General features: G+C 73.9%; 10 protein-coding genes and 6 pseudogenes. 13 read left to right on the top strand and 3 right to left on the bottom strand.

Going from position 1 to position 17,522, the window contains the following annotated elements; genetic code table 11:
• The first annotated feature begins 44 nt into the window (after window positions 1–44).
• Window positions 45–884: a hypothetical protein gene (locus tag UG55_RS10990; protein ID WP_066066704.1), complete on the top strand. Its 840-nt coding sequence runs from the start codon at window positions 45–47 to the stop codon at window positions 882–884.
• On the opposite strand, the gene UG55_RS10995 is transcribed toward UG55_RS10990, so the two are convergent.
• A partial coding sequence (locus UG55_RS10995) for a protein kinase domain-containing protein (RefSeq protein ID WP_242424151.1) occupies window positions 837–2,630 on the bottom strand: 1,794 nt, incomplete at its 5' end. The genes UG55_RS10990 and UG55_RS10995 overlap by 48 nt on opposite strands.
• Before the next feature lies 1 nt (window position 2,631).
• A pseudogene (locus UG55_RS35350) lies at window positions 2,632–3,029 on the bottom strand (protein kinase); the annotation flags it as partial.
• A 379-nt stretch (window positions 3,030–3,408) separates the two neighbouring features.
• On the opposite strand from UG55_RS35350, the gene UG55_RS29455 reads away from it, so the two are divergent.
• The gene (locus UG55_RS29455) at window positions 3,409–4,890 is read left to right on the top strand and encodes a hypothetical protein (protein ID WP_066066708.1); all 1,482 of its coding nucleotides are present in this window, start codon (window positions 3,409–3,411) and stop codon (window positions 4,888–4,890) included.
• 260 nt (window positions 4,891–5,150) lie between these two features.
• On the opposite strand, the gene UG55_RS11005 is transcribed toward UG55_RS29455, so the two are convergent.
• Complete coding sequence (locus UG55_RS11005; RefSeq protein ID WP_066066710.1) at window positions 5,151–6,362, bottom strand: acyl-CoA dehydrogenase family protein; 1,212 nt, start codon at window positions 6,360–6,362, stop codon at window positions 5,151–5,153.
• A 189-nt stretch (window positions 6,363–6,551) separates the two neighbouring features.
• Between UG55_RS11005 and UG55_RS11010 the strand changes: the two genes are divergently transcribed.
• The 11 genes and pseudogenes from UG55_RS11010 to UG55_RS35380 form a co-directional block, all read left to right on the top strand.
• Window positions 6,552–7,565 (top strand): alpha/beta fold hydrolase, encoded by a 1,014-nt coding sequence (locus tag UG55_RS11010; RefSeq protein ID WP_242424156.1) that lies wholly within the window; start codon window positions 6,552–6,554, stop codon window positions 7,563–7,565.
• Window positions 7,566–7,629: 64 nt separating this feature from the next.
• The coding region (locus UG55_RS35355) for a hypothetical protein (RefSeq protein WP_242424152.1) at window positions 7,630–8,096 on the top strand (467 nt) is incomplete at its 3' end.
• Window position 8,097: 1 nt separating this feature from the next.
• A pseudogene (locus UG55_RS35360) lies at window positions 8,098–8,292 on the top strand (hypothetical protein); the annotation flags it as partial.
• Window positions 8,293–8,413: 121 nt separating this feature from the next.
• Window positions 8,414–9,282 (top strand): HelD family protein (locus UG55_RS35365; protein ID WP_396230868.1); only part of this gene is annotated, 869 nt, incomplete at its 3' end.
• A 1-nt stretch (window position 9,283) separates the two neighbouring features.
• A pseudogene (locus tag UG55_RS11020) lies at window positions 9,284–10,915 on the top strand (ATP-binding domain-containing protein); the annotation flags it as partial.
• Window positions 10,916–11,007: 92 nt separating this feature from the next.
• Window positions 11,008–13,944 carry an FAD-binding and (Fe-S)-binding domain-containing protein gene (locus UG55_RS11025; protein ID WP_066066714.1) on the top strand — a complete coding sequence of 979 codons (2,937 nt, stop codon included), beginning with the start codon at window positions 11,008–11,010 and terminating at the stop codon, window positions 13,942–13,944.
• A gap of 269 nt (window positions 13,945–14,213) precedes the next feature.
• Window positions 14,214–14,691 (top strand): annotated as a pseudogene (locus UG55_RS35370) (ABC transporter substrate-binding protein); the annotation flags it as partial.
• Between the two features lies 1 nt (window position 14,692).
• Window positions 14,693–15,279, top strand: a pseudogene (locus UG55_RS35375) (ABC transporter substrate-binding protein); the annotation flags it as partial.
• 331 nt (window positions 15,280–15,610) lie between these two features.
• Window positions 15,611–16,210 (top strand): molybdopterin-dependent oxidoreductase, encoded by a 600-nt coding sequence (locus UG55_RS11035; protein ID WP_066066715.1) that lies wholly within the window; start codon window positions 15,611–15,613, stop codon window positions 16,208–16,210.
• Window positions 16,180–16,749 (top strand): FAD-binding oxidoreductase (locus tag UG55_RS11040; RefSeq protein WP_242424153.1); only part of this gene is annotated, 570 nt, incomplete at its 3' end. The genes UG55_RS11035 and UG55_RS11040, both read left to right, overlap by 31 nt.
• A gap of 1 nt (window position 16,750) precedes the next feature.
• Window positions 16,751–16,950 (top strand): annotated as a pseudogene (locus UG55_RS35380) (oxidoreductase); the annotation flags it as partial.
• Window positions 16,951–17,522: the final 572 nt, after the last annotated feature.

The raw sequence follows: 17,522 nt of genomic DNA on the forward strand, positions 1-17,522 counted from the left end.
GGCCCGGACGGACCAGCGGGCCCGCGGCGAGGCAGGCTCGGCCCATGCCCGATGCCCACGAACGAGTCGTCGCCCTCGCCCGCAGCCAGGACGACATGGTCACCCGGCGGGAGGCCCGCCGGCTCGGTCTGTCCGACGCCGCGATCGCGGCACGCCGGCGGGCCGGTGGCTGGCGCTCTCCGATCCGGGGCACCCTGCTCGTGCCGCCCGTGCGCGACCGGGTGCGTGCCTGTGCCCGGGCGGCGCTGGCGGTTGCCGGCGGGGTGGTCTGCCTGGTGACCGCGGCGCGCCTGCACGGTGTTCCCGGCCTCCCGCCGCGGGCGGCGGGAGAACCCGTGGATGTGGCGTTCACCGACCCCGCGCTGGCTGGCCGGCGCCGGGCCGGGTGCCGGCGCCACCTCATGCCCGTCGCGCTGCCCGTCGCGCCCGCGACGCCGGCCGGGTTGACTGATCTGGGCGGCATCACCGTCACGTCGCTGCACCGGACCCTGCGGGACATCGTTCTGCGCCTGGATCGGTGCCTCGCCGCTGCGATGATGCGGGCGGTGCTGCGTCTCGGCTGGCTGGGCGGGCGTGGGCTGCCGGGCGGACCGGTATCTCCGGGGTGCTCGCGGGGCGGCTACCCGGCCCGGCCCACCCACGCCTTCCTGCGGCTCAAGGAGGACGTACTGCGGCGCAACGACGCCGGTGAGGGGCCGGGCGGCGGGCCGGAGTTCTGGCGGCTGGTGGAGGCCGGGCCCCCTGGCGACCCGGTGGCGGCCGCTCGCCGGCAGGGCGTCCCGACGCTCACGGCAGGCAGCCCCGGCCGGCCGAGACCCGCGAGTTCCCCGCGGCTGTCAGCCGGAGCTCCAGCGGACGTGGAAGGCGTCCGTCTCGGTGAGTAGCCGGTCTGCCTTGGTGGTGTCCTCGGGATCGGTCAGGTAGATCCGCCGGACCGTCGTGCCCCGCTCCCCGGTGTAGGTGAGGTACCTGCCGTCCGGTGAGAAAGCCGGATCCTGGTCCCGGCCCGCCTCGGCGGTGACCCGCTCGAGCCCGGTGCCGTTGTTGTTCATCTGCCAGATCTCCAGGTCGCCGTCGGTCTCGCGGCTGAAGGCGATCCGCTTGCCGTCGGGCGAGAACGTCGGGTCGGCGTCCCGGTCGCCCTGCCCGGCTGTCAGCCTCGTGGGCTTGGAGCCCGGCTGCACGGGAATCGAGACGATGAAGCCGCGGTCGCTCTCGGTGTCGCTCGACCAGTAGGCGATGCGCTCGCCGCTCGGCGACCAGGCGGGGTCGGTCGCCTGGGCTGCCGCGTCGAGCCGGAACACCGACGAACCGTCGAGGGCCGCGACGTAGAGGCCCTGGTTCGGGGTCGAGCGTTCGTCGGTGGAGGATCGGATCACCAGGAATCTGCCATTCGGGTCGAGCGAGGGCCGCGAGTCATCCGAGATCGTGAGGTTGGCGGCCGGGCCGGAGGTGAAGAGCTTCGTCGGCTCGGCGGAGCCATCGGCGGGCACCGCGTACAGCGCGTTCGGCGAGCCGGGGCGGAAGAAGACGACTGTGCGCCGGTCCTTGCTGATGGCGGGCAGCACGTCGTCCTCGGTGGCGGTCGTGATCGGCCGGACGTCGAGGAGCAGGCCCTCGGTGCCGACCCGGCCGGTGTACAGGTCGTAGTTGCCCTTCTGCTTGCTGGCGAAGACCATCGTGTCGGTGCCGAGCGGGGCCGCCGAGCGGGGCAGGCTGAAGGCCGTGCCCGCCGCGGCGGCGTCGGCGGTGTCGGCCTTGTCGCCGTCATCCCCGGACCGCGTGATCAGCGCGGCCGCGATCGCCACGGCGACGGCCGCCGCGGCCGCACCGAGGATGATCGGGGCGCGCCGCCGGCTGGGCGAGGCGCCTCCGTCGACCCGGGTCCGAGCCTGGGTCTCGGGATCACCCGAGCCGGCGGCCGGGCGCCCGCTCGCGCCGGGGCCACTCGTCGCCGCCACCGTGGCGGCGGTGAGGTCCTCGGGCACCGTTCCACCGGCCCTCGCCTGCCGACCGGCCGAGGTCTGCCCACCGATCGCGGCCTGGCTGCCAGCTGTCGGCTGCCTGCCGGGGGCCGCCGTGCCGCCGGAAGGGGTGCCGCCGGAAGGGATGCCGCCGGTGGGCACCTGCAGGTCCCAGCCCGCCAGGACGTGCGTGACCTCGCTCGGGTCGATCGTGGCGTCCGGGTCCTCCGCGGGGTTGCCGAGGAGACGGAGCATGAGCTGCTGCGCGGTGGGGCGCCCCGCCGGGTCCTTGCGCATCGCGTGCCAGACGATCGGGTGCAGCGCCGGATCGACACCGTCGAGCCGGGGCTCCTCGTGCAACGCGCGGTAGAGCAGCACCTGGGCGTTGCCCTCCCCGAAGGGGTAGCGACCGGTGGCGGCGTAGGTGACGAGGCCGCCCCAGGCCCAGACGTCGACGGCCGGGGTGACCGTGCCGCCCTGGATCTGCTCCGGGGACATGAACGCGGGCGTTCCGAGCTGCTGGAGGTCCCCGGTGAGACCGGTCGCGGAGTCGAGCGCCCGGGCGATCCCGAAGTCGATGACCCGCGGGCCGAACGGCGAGAGCACCACGTTGGACGGCTTGAGGTCGCGGTGCACGATGCCGGCGCGGTGGATGGCGGTGAGCGCNGCCGCCACGCCGACGGCGAGCTGCTCCAGGTTCGCGTCCGCCAGCGGGCCGTTGCGGGCGACGAACCGGGCCAGGGTCTCGCCCTCGATGAACTCGGTGACCAGGTAGGGCTGGGGTGCGTTCGGGGCGGCCTCCAGCACCTCCGCGGTGCAGACCCGGGCAACCCGGCGCGCGGTCTCGGCCTCCGACCAGAACCGGGCGCGGAACTCGGGGTTGTCGGCGACCTCGGCGCGGATCACCTTGATCGCGACCAGCCGCCCCTGCCGCGACCTTCCCAGGTAGACCGTCCCCATGCCGCCCTGGCCGAGTTTGCCCAGCAGCGCGTACGAACCCAGCTCACGCGGATCACTGTCGCCGAGCGGAATGGTCCGCGCTGTCGCACCGGCGTCCGATGACATCGAGCCCGTCCTCACATGCTGTGGCGGGCAGGTGCCCCCTGGGGCGGACCGCCGCCTTGTACCGGCGTCTGAGCTTGTCGGTGAACGACCACGACCGAAGCGGCGGGGCCTCACCATTGCGGCGGAATCCGAAAAAGGAACCCTCCGGGTGCTGGCAACACTGTATGCGGGTCGGGTGCGAACAGCCGTCGCGGTTCTGACAATCCCGATCCCGGCGGGGAACCCGGCCACCCGCGGGGGCAGGTGCCCCGTTGGGGCGGGATGTGCGATTCTTTCCGGAACGTGCCGGCGCCCGAGAAGCGGCCTGGCAGGGGGAACGGCTGGGGGAGACGGGAAGGCCGGGTTGGTGCCGCAGTGGAATCGGGCGACAGTTGCCAGCGTGGTGCTGGCGGCCCTCGCGCTCGCCGGTGGCATCACGCTGATCGCCGTCGCCGCCGCCCGGGACGGGTCCGCCACCGGGGCGGCCGGCCGCGTCGACCCGAGCGGGCCGGTCTGGGGCTTCGTGCGGTCCGACGTGACCGCTCCCGCGGGGGTGCTGGAGGTCCCCGCCAGCGCGGCTGGTGGCAGCTGGCAGGTCATCGATGCCCTGGCCTCGGCCCGCGCGACGATCTCCCGGCAGGATGTCGGCCGCTACCGCGTGACCTTCCCCGGCATCGGGGTCGCCGGCGGGCGCGGCGCGGCCCTGTCGACCGCGGTCGGTGCGCCCGCGCCGCCGGTGGTGGTCGAGGCACCGGGAGCGGAGTCACCGGAGGCGGCCGGCGGCGCCCCCGGAGCGTCCGACCGGGCCGGGGACGCGAGCGGTGGTCGGGAGCGCCGGGCGGCGCACTGCCAGGTGAGCACCTGGGACGCGGTACCACCTGACGCGACCGGCGGTGGCCGCGTGGCCCGGGTGGCGAGCGCGGACGACCGGGATGACTCCGACGACCCCGATGACTCGGACGACCCCGATGACTCGGACGACCCGGACAGCGCGGACGACCCGGACAGCGCGGACGACCTGGATGAGGAGGACGGTGCGGATGGCGCGGCGTCCACCGGGCGGCGTGACGAGCAGGTCGACCTGGTGTGCCGCGATCCGTCCGGTGCCTACGCGGACTCCCGTTTCACACTGCTGTTCACCTACGTCCCCGACGGCCGGGCCGCGGCCGGCGGCGCGCCCTACGCCTATGTGCGCCACGACGGGAAGGCCGAGCCGGCCCCACGTCCGCCCGACGGCCACAGCGTCGCCGGGCCGGGCACCATCGAGGTCCGGCGGGTCGCCACCGGCCGGTACACCGTCGACCTGATCGGGTCGGATTTCATCCGTACCGGCAACAATCTCCAGCTCAACGCCACCGGGGGTGGCGCGGCGGGCTGTAACGCCCTCGACCGGGAGGTCCTGGCCGACCGCCAGTCCATCCTGGTCGGCTGCACCGACGGCGGGGCCTGGGCCGACACCCCGTTCGTCCTGCTCTACACCGATCACGGCGCGCTGGTGCCGACGGGCGCCCGCGGTTTCGCGCACGTGTTCACCGGGGTGGCGGTGGATGGCGGGCCGGTCGAGCCCGCGCCGCTCGGCGACGCCGTCGGGGCGTGGGCGCGGTACTCGGCGAACAGCGCCGGGGCGGCCAACACCGTCCGGCGGGTCGAGGTCGGGGTCTACGAGGTGGTCTTCCCGAAGGTCGGGCGGGGACCGGGCCTCCTGAGCGTCAGCGCCTACGGGGACGCCACCTCACGCTGTACGGCCGCCGGCTGGCCGGAGGTCACCGGCGATGCTGGGGCCGGTGACCTCACTGTGACCGTCCGCTGTGTGGATGCCGCCGGGCGGGCCGTGGACAGCCATGCCAGCGTCGCCTACACGTCCGCCGGCTTCGAGACCTGAGCTCGCGCTCCCGGCCCGCCTGTTCGGCCGGCCGGAACCAGTTCGGCTCAGCCGGACCGCCAGACGCGGTGGATGCCCCCGAACACCCGCCCCCGTCCGCGTTCGGCGGTCCGGCCTCAGCTGCGATCCAAACCCGTCCGCGGTCCCCAGACCTCGTAGCTTGCCGGTTTTTGTGAATCTGGCGCCAGAAATTGTGTGTCCCCGGCTGGAGTGTCCGAGCGCCACCGTCGCCGGGTCGCCGGGTCGCCGGCGACGGTGGCTCAGGACAGGCGCATTCCGGAGATCGCCCGGGCAACCACGAGCCGCTGAATCTCCGAGGTCCCCTCGAAGATGGTGTAAATCTTCGCGTCCCGATACATGCGCTCGACCGGATGTTCCCGGCTGTAGCCGGCTCCGCCGAGGATCTGTACCGCCTTCTCGGTCGCCCACACGGCGACCTCGCCGGCCTTGAGCTTCGACATCGAGCCCTCGCCGGCCTCGAAGGTGCGCTCGTTGCGGCCCATCCACGCCGCGCGCCAGATCAACAGCCGGGCCGCGTCGATCTCCATCCGCATGTCGGCGAGGGCGAACGCGATCGCCTGGTTCGTGATGATCGGACGTCCGAACTGCTCGCGCCCGCGGGCGTAGTCCAGCGCGTACTCGTAGGCGGCCCGGGCGATCCCCACCGCCTGCGCACCGACCGTGGGGCGGCTCATCTCGAAGGTCCGCAGCGCGGTCTGATCGGAGGAGCGGGTGCCCTCGCGAGCCCGGGCGAGCCGCTCGTCCAGCTTCTCCTTGCCGCCAAGCAGGCACCGCCCCGGGACCCGGACATCGTCCAGGAAGACGTCCGCGGTGTGGGAGGCGCGCAGGCCCAGCTTCTTGATCTTCCGGGTCGCGCTGAGGCCCGGGGTCCCCGGCGGGACGACGAACGAGGCCTGGCCGCGGGCCCGCAGTTCCGGGTCCACCGACGCGACGACGACATGCACGTTGGCGATGCCCCCGTTGGTGATCCAGGCCTTCTGGCCGTTCAGGACCCACTCGTCGGTGACCTCGTCGTAGCGCGCGCGGACCCGCATCGAGGAGACGTCCGAGCCGGCCGCGGGTTCGGAGACGCAGTACGCGGCGACCTTGGGATCGGCCGCGTCACCGAAGCAGGCGGGTACCCACTCGCCCACCTGCTCCAGCGTGCCCGAGGAGGCGATCCCGGCGACGGCCAGGGAGGTACCCATGATCGACATTCCGATCCCGGCGTCGCCCCAGAACAGCTCCTCCGACAGAATCGGCAGCGACAGCCCGGTGGGCTCGAACCAGAGCGTCGAGAGGGTGTCGAAGCTGTACAGGCCGATCTTGGCCGCTTCCTGGATGACCGGCCAGGGAGTCTCCTCCCGCTCGTCCCATTCGGCCGCCGCGGGCCGTACGACATCCTGGGCGAAGCCGTGCACCCACGATCGCAGCTCGTTCTGCTCGTCGGTGAGGTCGAGGCTGAAGCTCATGGGTTTCCCTTGTCGACACGTGTGATGCCCGATGAGTCCTACATTCTCCCTGGACGGACTGTCGGGCGCGCGAGCGGCGGAATTCCGGCGACCGGACTGACGGCGGCGGGCGGCGGCAGCGGAACGGCGCCGCGACGGCGCCCGACGGCGGCGAGACGGCGACGAGAGCGAGGCGGGATCGTGACGGAACTGCCCGAGGTCGGCAACAACCCCGCGGACGGCGTCCTCCCGGGCGGGATCCCCGAGGACGACTACGACGAGTTCGGGCTGCTCCACGAGAACGCCGAGGAACTGGGCATCCCCTGGAAGGGCCAGCCCGAGGTCACCCGGGGCCACACCGAGCTCGAACCGGGGCGCCGGCTCAGCCACATCCGGTGGGGGACGTCCGAACCCGAGATCGTCTTCCTGCACGGTGGGGGGCAGAACGCCCACACCTGGGATTCGGTGGCCCTGGAACTGGGCCGCCCCGCGGTCGCCTTCGACCTGCCCGGCCACGGCCGCTCCTCCTGGCGCGCCGACGGCGACTACGGACCGTGGGCGAACGCGGCGGCGATCGAGGTGGGCCTGCGGGCCGTCGCCCCGAACGCCGGCCTCGTGGTGGGAATGTCGCTCGGCGGGGCCACCGCGATCCACCTCGCCGCGACCCGGCCGGAGCTGTGCCGGCGCGCGCTGCTCGTCGACGTCACCCCCGAGTCGGCTGCCCGGGTCGCGGCGATGGACGCGGCGCAGCGCGGAGCCGTGGCGCTGGTCGGCGGCCCGCCCACCTTCGCCTCCTTCGAGGAGATGGCCCAGGCCGCGATCAGGCTCAGCCCGCGCCGGCCGGCCGCGGGGGTGCGCCGCGGGGTCCGCCACAACGCCTACCAGCGGGCCGACGGCCGCTGGGCGTGGCGCTACGACCTCGGCAGGCCCGGCTCGCAGGCGCAGGAACAGGCGCAGGAACGGGGGCAGGGGCGGGAACAGGCAGAGCGGTCGGACCAGCTGACCGGTATGGCCCGGCTGTGGGACGAGGTGGCCGCGATCACCGTTCCCCTGCTGCTGGTGCGGGGCGGCGACTCGCCGTTCGTCCACGACGATGACGTGGAGCAGTTCCGCCGCCGGCTGCCCGCCCTGCGCACCGCCGTCGTGGCGGGCGCGGGGCACTCGGTGCAGAGCGACCGTCCGCGCGAGCTCGTCCGGCTGATCCAGGAGTTCTGGCCCGGCTGAGCCGGGCCGGCGGGTGACTTGACAGCCGGGAGTCGGCCGCCCCGGTCGCGGGTAGCCCAGGTTCATGGCTGGAACCGACCCCGAGGCGATCGTGGGTGAGCTGCTCGCCCGGCATGGCCGCACATATGCCGACGAACTCGGCGTGGACGTCCCCGCCGACACGGCCGAAGGCATGTTCGGACTGCTGCTGTTCGCGCTCCTGGCCAGTGCGCGGATCCGCACCCCGATCGCCGTCGAGGCGTTCCGGGCCCTGCGGGACCAGGGCTGGGTGACTGCCGCCGCCATGAGCGAGGCGACCTGGGAGGAACGTACCCGGGTGCTCAACACCAGCGGCTATGCCCGCTACGACGAGAGCACCTCCCGCACTCTGGCCGACGCCTGCGGCTACCTGCTCGACACCTACGACGGGGACGTCCGGCGCCTGCGCGACGCCGCGGAGCACACCCCGGAACGGGAACGGGTGCTGCTGCAGAAGATCAAGGGGATCGGCCCGGTCGGCGCGGACATCTTTCTCCGCGAGGCCCAGGCGGCNTGGGACGAGCTCGTCCCCTACGTCGACCAGCGGGCGCGGGCGGCGGCGGCGGAGCTCGGCCTGCCGACGGACGCCCGCGAACTCTGCGACCTCGTCGACCGCGAGGACTTCCCGCGGCTTGTCGCGGCGCTCGTGCGTACCCGGCTGGAACACGACGCGGAGGAGGTGCGGCAGGCCGCCGCGCACCGTGGGTGACGGTTGTCACCTCCGCGTCGCCTCCTGCCCGCCGCTCACACCGGCCGCACGTCGCAGGCGGTCGCCGCGGACGTAGCGTGGNGGGCAGCAGCCGAGGACAGCGCAGGGAGAAGGACATTCGGTGCCGACGACTCGTGACTCGGAGCTTGCGTGCGAGCAGGCCTACGTCGACACCCTCTACACGCGGCTCGACGAGCTTCGGGAGACCACCCGCACCCAGCTGCGCCGGGTGCTGACGGAGGCCGGGACAGGCACTCCACAGTCGATCGTCGAGCGTGACGCCTTCGCGGCGAACCACGCCGACCGGCTTTCGCGGCTGGACGCCGCCGAGGGTCGGCTGTGCTTCGGCGCCATGGACGACGTGGACGGGCGCCGCACCTACATCGGCCGCATCGGGCTGTCCGACGACAACCAGGAGCCCATCCTGGTGGACTGGCGCGCTCCGGTGGCGACGGCGTTCTACCAGGCCACGATCGCCCGCCCGCGCGGGCTGGTGCGCCGGCGCCACCTGCGGACCCGGGGCCGCACCGTCACCGGGATCGCGGACGACCCGCTGGACCCACGGGCCTTCATGGCCTCGGCCACCGCCGGCATCGGCGCGGAGACCTCCCCGACCGGGGACACGATGTTGCTGGAGGCGCTGTCGGCGCCCCGGACCGGGCGGATGCACGACATCGTCTCGACCCTGCAGGCCGAGCAGGACCGGATCATCCGGGCCGCCGCGAACGCCGTGCTGGTGGTCGACGGCGGCCCCGGCACGGGCAAGACGGCGGTCGCGCTGCACCGGGCGGCCTACCTGCTCTACACCCATCGCGATCGGCTGGCCCGCTCCGGTGTGCTGGTGGTCGGCCCCAGCCGGGTCTTCCTCCGCTACATCGAGCAGGTGCTGCCCTCGCTCGGCGAGACCGGCGTGGTGTTCGCGACCCCCGCCCGGCTCTTCCCCGGAGTCGACGCCACGGGCGAGGATCCCGTCGCCGTCGCCGTCCTGAANGGCGACGAGCGGATGGTCGACGTGATCGCCGGCGCCGTCCGGGACAGGCAGCGCGTTCCACCGCGGGGGCTTCGCCTGCGCTACGACGAGTACCAGCTGCACCTGGACCGCGACACCATCGCCCGCGCGCGCACCCGGGCCCGGCGCAGCCGGCGCCCGCACAACTCCGCGCGCGGGGTCTTCCTGCGTGAACTGCTGGGCGCGCTGACCAGCCAGGTCGTCTCCCAACTGCCCAAAGGGCTGTTCGACTCGGACGAACGCGCGCAGATCAGAACTGATCTGTGGGCGGACGAGGGGATCCGGCGGGCGCTGAACGAGCTGTGGCCGACGCTCACCCCCACCCGCCTGCTGGCCGATCTCTACGCCATGCCGGACATCCTCGCCCGGGCCGCGGGCACCCGCCTCACCGCGGCGGAACGCGCCCTGCTGCGCCGGGGGAGCCCGGCCGGGGCTGCCGGGCAGGCCGGGAGGGCGACTCCCGCCTCGATCCGCTGGACCCCCGCGGACGTCCCGCTGCTCGATGAGGCCGCCGAGCTGCTCGGTGACCCCGACGAGCTCGCCCGTCGGGCCGAGGCCCGCCGCGCGGACGCCGAGCGCGCCGCCGAGCGTGAGTACGCCCGCGGTGTCCTGGAGATGCTGGGGCTGCGGGACCGGGTCGACGCGGAGACCGTCGTGGAGCGCTGGGCGGCGCCACGGCAGCGCCGGGGCGCCGCCGAGCATGCGGGCGGGGACCGCACCTGGACCTTCGGCCATCTCATCGTCGACGAGGCGCAGGAGGTCTCGCCGATGCTGTGGCGGCTGCTGTGGCGGCGCTGCCCCGGCCGGACCGCCACCCTGGTGGGCGACCTGGCCCAGGCGGCCCGTCCCGGGGCCCCGAAGAACTGGGGTGAGCTGCTCGGCCCGGCCGTGACCCGGTACGCCGTCGAGCGGCTCACCGTGAACTACCGGACGCCCAGCGAGATCATGGATGTCGCCGCCGACGTCCTCACCGCGGCCGATCCCGCCGCGGTGGCGCCCAGCTCGGTCCGCTCCGTGGGTCGCGGGCCCCGGGTCGTCCGGGTGGCCGACGGTGCCGGCAGCGCCGTGGCCGACGGTGCCGGCAGCGCCGTGGCCGGCAGCGCCGCCGGCTCGGCACTGGTGCGCTGCGTGGTCGCCGAGGCCGCCGACGCTGCCGCGGAGGCGGCCGGCGGGCGGGTGGCGGTGATCAGTCCGCCGGGCCGGGTGACCGCCCTGCGCGAGGCGCTCCGGATTTCGGCCCCCGCGCTCGTGGCACCGAAGCAGCCGGGCGAGCCCGGCGCCCCGGCCGGGGAGCAGGCGCGGGGCGAGGCCGATCTCCTGCTGGACACCCCGGTCGCGGTCCTCACCGTGGCCGACTCCAAGGGCCTTGAGTTCGACGCGGTCGTCCTGGTGGAGCCGGCGGAGATCCTGGCCGGGCCGACGCGTGGCCTCGCGGACCTCTATGTGGCACTCACTCGGGCGACGCGCGCTCTCACCGTGGTACACGCCCAGGACCTCCCCCCGGTCCTGCGCGCCCTGCGCTCCCCGGGCGACGACCCGCTCTCCGGGCACGGGCCCGCACCTGAGCCCGCGCCCGGGGAGGCAACGGCAGGGACCCAGCTCAGGCTGCTCTGACGGCCGGGCGGGGGCGGAGTGAAGGGCAGGCGTATCCGGGGTAGTCATGGGTGCGGATCGCCGGTGGTGACTAGGCGGGGCTGGGAGCGGAGTTGGCACGCAGTGAGACCGGTAAGGGCGGCGTCAGCGCCGGCGAGCTGGCCGCGCTGCTGCGGGCGGCTGTCGGAGTCGGCTCCGGGCGCTCGACCGACCCCGGGGGGCTCGTCGTCGATCACACCGAGCGCAGGCGTGCCGAGTACTCCTCCGATGCCTCCAACTACCGGGTGCTGCCCAGCGTCGTCGTCTTCCCCCGTGAGGTCGACGAGGTGCTGGCCGTCGCCGAGGTCTGCCGGAGCACCGGCACGCCGCTGACCGCGCGCGGCGCGGGCACGTCGATCGCGGGCAACGCCGTCGGACCCGGGGTCGTGCTGGATCTCAGCCGGCATCTGAACGCCCCCCCGGTGATCGATCCGGAGCGGCGAACCGCCCGGGTCGCCCCCGGCGTGGTGCTCGACGACCTGCAGGCCGCCGCCCGGCCGTTCGGCCTGCGGTTCGGTCCCGATCCGTCCACCCACAACCGCGCCACCCTCGGCGGCATGATCGGCAACAACGCCTGCGGTGCCCGGGCGGTCGCCTACGGCCGGACCGCGGACAACATCGTCGACCTGGACGTGCTCGACGGCCGCGGGCGCCGGTTCACCGCCGCGGGCCCGCTGGCCGCCGCCGGGCCGCTCGCGTCGGAGCTCGGCGCCTTCGTCCAGGCGAACCTCGGGGTGATCCGCACCGAGCTGGGCCGCTTCGGGCGCCAGATCTCGGGTTACTCCCTCGAACACCTGCTGCCCGAGCGCGGCGGACATCTCGGGCGGGCCCTCGTCGGCACCGAAGGCACCTGCGTGGTCGTGCTCGGGGCGACCGTCCGGCTGGTCGAGGTCCCGGCGGCGACGGCGCTCGCGGTGGTCGGCTACCCCGACATGGCGGCGGCCGCCGACGCCGTTCCCCGCCTGCTGGGGCATGCTCCGCTCGCCGTCGAGGGCCTGGACGCCCGGCTGGTGGACGTCGTGCGCCGCCATCGCGGGGCGGCGGCCGTGCCGGCGCTGCCCGACGGCGGCGGCTGGCTGTTCGTCGAGGTCGGCGGGCCCACGGCCGCGGCGGCCGCCGCCGCCGCGCGGGCGCTGCTCGCCGACGCGGACAGCGCGGCGTCGATGGTGCTGCCGGCCGGCCCCGAGGCCGCCGCGCTGTGGCGGATCCGCGAGGACGGTGCCGGCCTGGCGGGACGGACGCGGGACGGCGCGCCGGCCTGGCCCGGCTGGGAGGACGCCGCCGTGCCGCCCGCCAACCTCGGGGCGTACCTGCGCGCGTTCGACGGGCTGATGCGCGGGCACCGGCTGGACGGTGTCGCCTACGGCCACTTCGGCGACGGCTGCGTGCACGTCCGCATCGACTTCCCGCTGGCCGAGCGCCCGGATCGGCTGCGCGCCTTCCTGACCGAGGCGGCACACCTCGTTGTGGCGCACGGCGGCTCGCTGACCGGGGAGCACGGCGACGGCCGGGCCCGCGGCGAGCTTCTGCCGATCATGTACTCGGCGCGGGCACTGGCCGCCTTCGGGGCTTTCAAGCACCTGTTCGACCCCGAGGACGTACTCAATCCCGGGGTGATCGTCCGGCCGAGCCCGCTCGACGCGGATCTGCGCCGTCCCGCGGCCCGGCCGCTGCCGGCGGCGGGCGGGTTCGCGTTCGCCGCCGACGCGGGTGACCTCACCCAGGCAGTGCACCGCTGTGTGGGGCTGGCCAAGTGCCGAGCCGACACCTCGGCCGCCGGTGGCTTCATGTGCCCGTCCTACCTGGCGACGAAGGATGAGAAGGACTCGACGCGGGGGCGCGCCCGGGTGCTGCAGGAACTGGCGGTGGGCGCGCCGGCGCGCGCCGACTGGAACGCGCCGGCCCTGCGCGAGTCCCTGGACCTCTGCCTGTCGTGCCGGGCCTGTGCCAGCGACTGCCCCGCCGGCGTCGACGTGGCCCGCTACCGCGCCGAGGTGCTGCACCGGGCGTACCGGCGTCGCCCCCGCCCGCCGGAGCACTACGCCTTCGGCTGGCTTCCGCGGTGGGCGCGGCTCGCCGGCAGGGCGCCGCGGTGGGTCAACGCCGCCCTGCGTACCGCCGCGATCCGCCGCCCGCTGTTCTGGTGCGGCGGGCTGGACACCCGGCGCTCGGCGCCGGTCTTCGCCGAGGAGACGTTCCACCAGTGGTGGCGCCGTGCCGGGCAAGGCGGTGCCGGGCCCGGGCGCCGCGGGGCTCCGCCAGCAGAAAGCGGTAGCGGCACCGGGGGCGGGCGCGGGCCCCGGCGGCCGGTGCTGCTGTGGGTGGACACGTTCACCGACGCGTTCGCACCCGGGATCGCCCGGGCGGCCGTCGAGGTACTCACCGACGCCGGCTACCGGGTGCTGACCACCGACCGGCCGGCCTGCTGCGGCCTCACCTGGATCACGACCGGCCAGCTCGACGGCGCCCGGCGCCAGCTGCGGCGCAGCCTCGACCGGCTCGCCCCCTACGCCCTGGACGGGATCCCGGTCGTCGGCCTGGAGCCGTCCTGCACGGCGGTGCTGCGCGCCGATGTGACCGAGCTGTTTCCCGGTGACCGTCGCGCGGCGGCGCTGGCGGCATCCGTGCGCACGCTCGCCGAGTTGCTGACCGACCGGGGCTGGCGGCCGCCTACGCTGCGTGACGCCGAGATCGTCGCCCAGCCGCACTGCCACCAGCACGCGGTGATGGGGTTCGACGCCGACCGGGCGTTGCTGCGGGCGGCCGGCGCCTCGGTCGAGACCCTGGCGGGCTGCTGCGGTCTCGCCGGTGATTTCGGGATGCGGCGCGGGCACCACGACGTCTCGGTCGCGGTCGCGGAGCACGCACTGCTCCCCGCGCTGCGTTCCCGCGGCGCGGACACGGTGCTGCTCGCCGACGGATTCTCCTGCCGGACGCAGGCGGCCCAGCTCGCTGGCCAGCGCGGATACCACCTCGCGGAGCTGCTCGCCGAAGGGTTGCGCGACACCTGACCCGATGGTGGAAATTCACAGGTACCACAGAACGGCACCATATGGCGACTTTCGTGGGTCACTGTAGTTCGTGTGAGTACCGGACCCAGGACGAAGCGTGCCCCCGTGGTGGCCCTACTTCTGCTGGCCGTGTGTGTCTCCTGTGTCTCGTGCGTGCTGCGCGGTGACGACGACGGCGCGGGGGCGGCGACGTCCCGGCGGGCCGGGGAGTCCTGCCCGCCGTCACCCGGAGTGACGGCGGACGAGGTCGAAGTCGGTGTGCTCTACCNGGACTCCGGCAACGCGGCCTCGCTGTTCGCCCCGTTCCGTGCCGGCGTGGACGCGCGTCTCGGCGTGGCGAACGCCGGCGGCGGGGTGCATGGCCGCCGTGTCAGCTATCTCTGGCAGGACGACGGCTCCCAGCCCGCCATCAACCTGGCGTCGGCCCGGATGCTCGTCGAGCAACGCCAGGTGTTCGGGATCATGGAGTCGACGTCCGCGTCCTCGGGTTCGGCGGAGTACCTGCACGACCGCGGCATCCCGGTCACGGGGACCTCGCTCGACGCGGGGTGGACCGTCCACAACAACATGTTCAGCTATTCCAACCTGATCGCGGACGGCGTCTCCGTCTCGACCTGGGGGGATTTCGTGGCCGAACAAGGGGGGACGTCCGCGCTGGTCGTGGTGACGAGTCTGTCCGCCGCCTCGGGCGAGTTCGGCGACGAGCTGGCGGCGAGCCTGCGGTCCGCCGGCGTGCGCGTGGTGGGCNCCGTGGACGCGACCGGTCCCATCAACCTGCAGGCAGTCGGGAACCGAGTGCGCGACAGCGGCGCGGACACACTGGTGGGCGCGGTCACCGGGGCCGCCTTCGGGCAGGTGGTCCTGGGTGCGCGGGCGGCGGGTGCGAACCTGCGGGTGATCCTCACGCCGTCGGGTTATGACCAGAGCCTGCTCGAGCTTTTCGGGCCGATCCTCGGCAACGTCAGTCTCTTCGTCGACTACCAGCCGTTCGAGCTGGATCTGCCGGGCCACCGCACATTCCTCGCGGCGATGGCCGACCACGCGCCGTACCTGCAGCCGCCGAACCAGCAGGCGGCGCTGTCCGGCTGGATCACCGCCGACATGTTCCTGCGTGGTCTCGCCGAGGCCGGCCCCTGCCCGACCCGCCCGCGTTTCCTCGACGGCCTGCGAGCTGTGCGCGACTATTCGGCGGACGGGCTGCTGCCCGGGCCCATCGACTTCACCAACTCGTTCGGGCAGCTCGGCCGGTGCTACACCTTCCTGCGGGTCTCTCCGGACGGGCATCGTTTCGACGTGCTGAGACCGGCACCCCGCTGCGGTGAACTCGAGAAATAGCCTTCCTGTGCATGAATATTCTCGATGTAAACTTTGCTATATGCCGGCGAATGTGTACGGGTGCCCAGGCTGTGCTGCCGCCAGAAAACAAAGTCCGGCCTCCGGGGGGCCCATGGGCGGCGGGATTCAGGACCTTGGTCCGGGACCAACGTCCTGATAACGGCGGCGGCGTCTGTCCGTCATTGCTGATGTGCCGTCGGTGATGGAAAGATCGGGGCGTCGCCCGGGGACCCCCCGACCCCGGGCGACGCCCACCCTCCGCCGGTACCCGGCCGCGGCACCTTCCTGCGCTGTTCGGCTCCACCTGGGTTTTTCGTGGTATGAGTCCAGTGTGGGCATCGTGTCGCCGGGGTTCCAGGGCCGGCCTCGTTCGGAGAACGCGGCGCTGCCGCCCGGCCAGTACGCCACGGACGACTTTCCCGTCCTGTCGGCCGGCCCCACTCCCCGGGTGCCGCCGGCGGACTGGGAGTTCACGATCACGGCGGAGAACGGCGTAGAACACCGCTGGGACTGGCCGGCCTTCCTCCGCCTGCCAGCCGAGTCGCCGACGGTGGACATCCACTGTGTGACCCAGTGGTCGAAGCTCGGCACGTCCTGGGAGGGCGTCAGCCTGGACACCCTGCTCGGCGAGGTGGAGACCTCCGCCGAGTACGCCCTGGTGCACTGCTACGGCGGCTACACCACGAACCTGCCTCTCACCGATCTGATCGACGGTCAGGCCTGGGTGGTGCACCGCTACGAGGGGGCGCCGCTCGACCCCGAGCACGGTGGCCCGGCGCGGCTGCTCGTGCCGCACCTGTACTTCTGGAAGTCGGCGAAGTGGGTGCGCGGCATCCGCCTGCTCGAACAGGACGAGCGGGGTTTCTGGGAGCTCGCCGGATACCACGACCGGGGTGATCCATGGCTGGAACAGCGCTACCACGGCGACTGAGCGAACGCCTCGCGTGGCGCGTCGCCCGCCTCGCCGCGGTGCGGGAGGAGACGTCCACAGCCCGCACCCTGGTGCTGGATGTCCCCGGGTGGCCGGGGCATCTGGCCGGTCAGCGGGTCGACCTGCGCCTCACCGCCGCCGACGGATACAGCACCCGGCGCAGTTACTCCCTCGCGGCACCGGCCGACGGCGACCGGCTGGAGCTGACCGTTCAGCGGGTGCCGGGTGGGGAGGTCTCCCCGTACCTGACGGAGGTCTTCTCGGTCGGCGACCCGGTGGAGCTCCGGGGGCCGATCGGCGGCTGGTTCGTCTGGCGGCCCACCGACACCGCGCCGGTGCTCCTGGTGGCTGGCGGTTCGGGCATCGTTCCGCTGATGGCGATGGTGCGCGCGCGGCGGGCGGCGGGCAGCCGGGTCCCGTTCCGCCTGCTCTACTCCGCCCGGACTCCCGCTGATCTCTACTATGCCGCCGAGCTGCGCGAGGCCGTGCACCGCGACCCCGGGCTCGATGTGACCAGGGTCTACACCAGGGCCGTACCCNATCACTGGACCGAGCCACCGCGGCGGCTGCGTGCCACGGATCTGGCCGCGGGCGGGTGGCCGGCGGACCTGCGGCCCACCTGCTACGTCTGCGGCCCCACCGGCTTCGTCGAGGCTGTCGCCGACGCCCTGGTCGAACTCGGCCACGAACCCGGCCGCATCCGCACCGAGCGCTTCGGGCCGAGTGGTTCCAGCGCCTAGAGGGTGGTGGTGGACGGGGCTGGCCTGGGGCCGGGTGGCCGTGGCTTGCCCGAGACCGCGGCGGCGGCGGTCGCCCCGAGGCCGGGGCGCCGGTGGCTAGCCCGGGCCGTGGTGACAGACCTGTCTGATCGGATGGGAAACCCTGGCTGCCGAGCCGGGCCACGAGGCCCGGCGAGCGGCCGCCCCGGGCCGGTACCGGGGCACCGCCGCCCCACCCCTTCCGACGTCCTGCACCCCGCCCGCGGGCACCTCGGTCCGCGGCCACCCGGCCGAGGCACGGCCAGCGGGCCGCCGCAGCCGGCGGAACCCGCCGCAACGCCGCCACCAGGGCTTTCAGTGGGCACACAGGCCCCGAAACAGCCCTCACCCACCCCGCGCCACCCGTCCGCGAGTGTTCGCCGACAGCGACTGAAGACCTCGTTGTGTCTCCGCTCCCGGCGGGGTTGCGCCCCCTCCACCACCGGGGTTGTCAACACCTCTCCCGAAGAGACACCACGAGGTCTTCAGTCGCCGCATCGCCACACCCGCGCCGGCACCCGAAACGCTGACCGCCACCGTCAGATCACCCGCCC

Origin of the sequence: Frankia sp. EI5c (genome assembly GCF_001636565.1) — a bacterium.
GTDB lineage: Bacteria > Actinomycetota > Actinomycetes > Frankiales > Frankiaceae > Parafrankia.

What these genes read in the sequence shown, in the direction of transcription:
- UG55_RS10990 (WP_066066704.1), top strand. Translation starts at nt 45, where the DNA reads ATGCCCGATGCCCACGAACGAGTCGTCGCCCTCGCCCGCAGCCAGGAC.
- UG55_RS11005 (WP_066066710.1), bottom strand. Translation starts at nt 6,362, where the DNA reads ATGAGCTTCAGCCTCGACCTCACCGACGAGCAGAACGAGCTGCGATCG.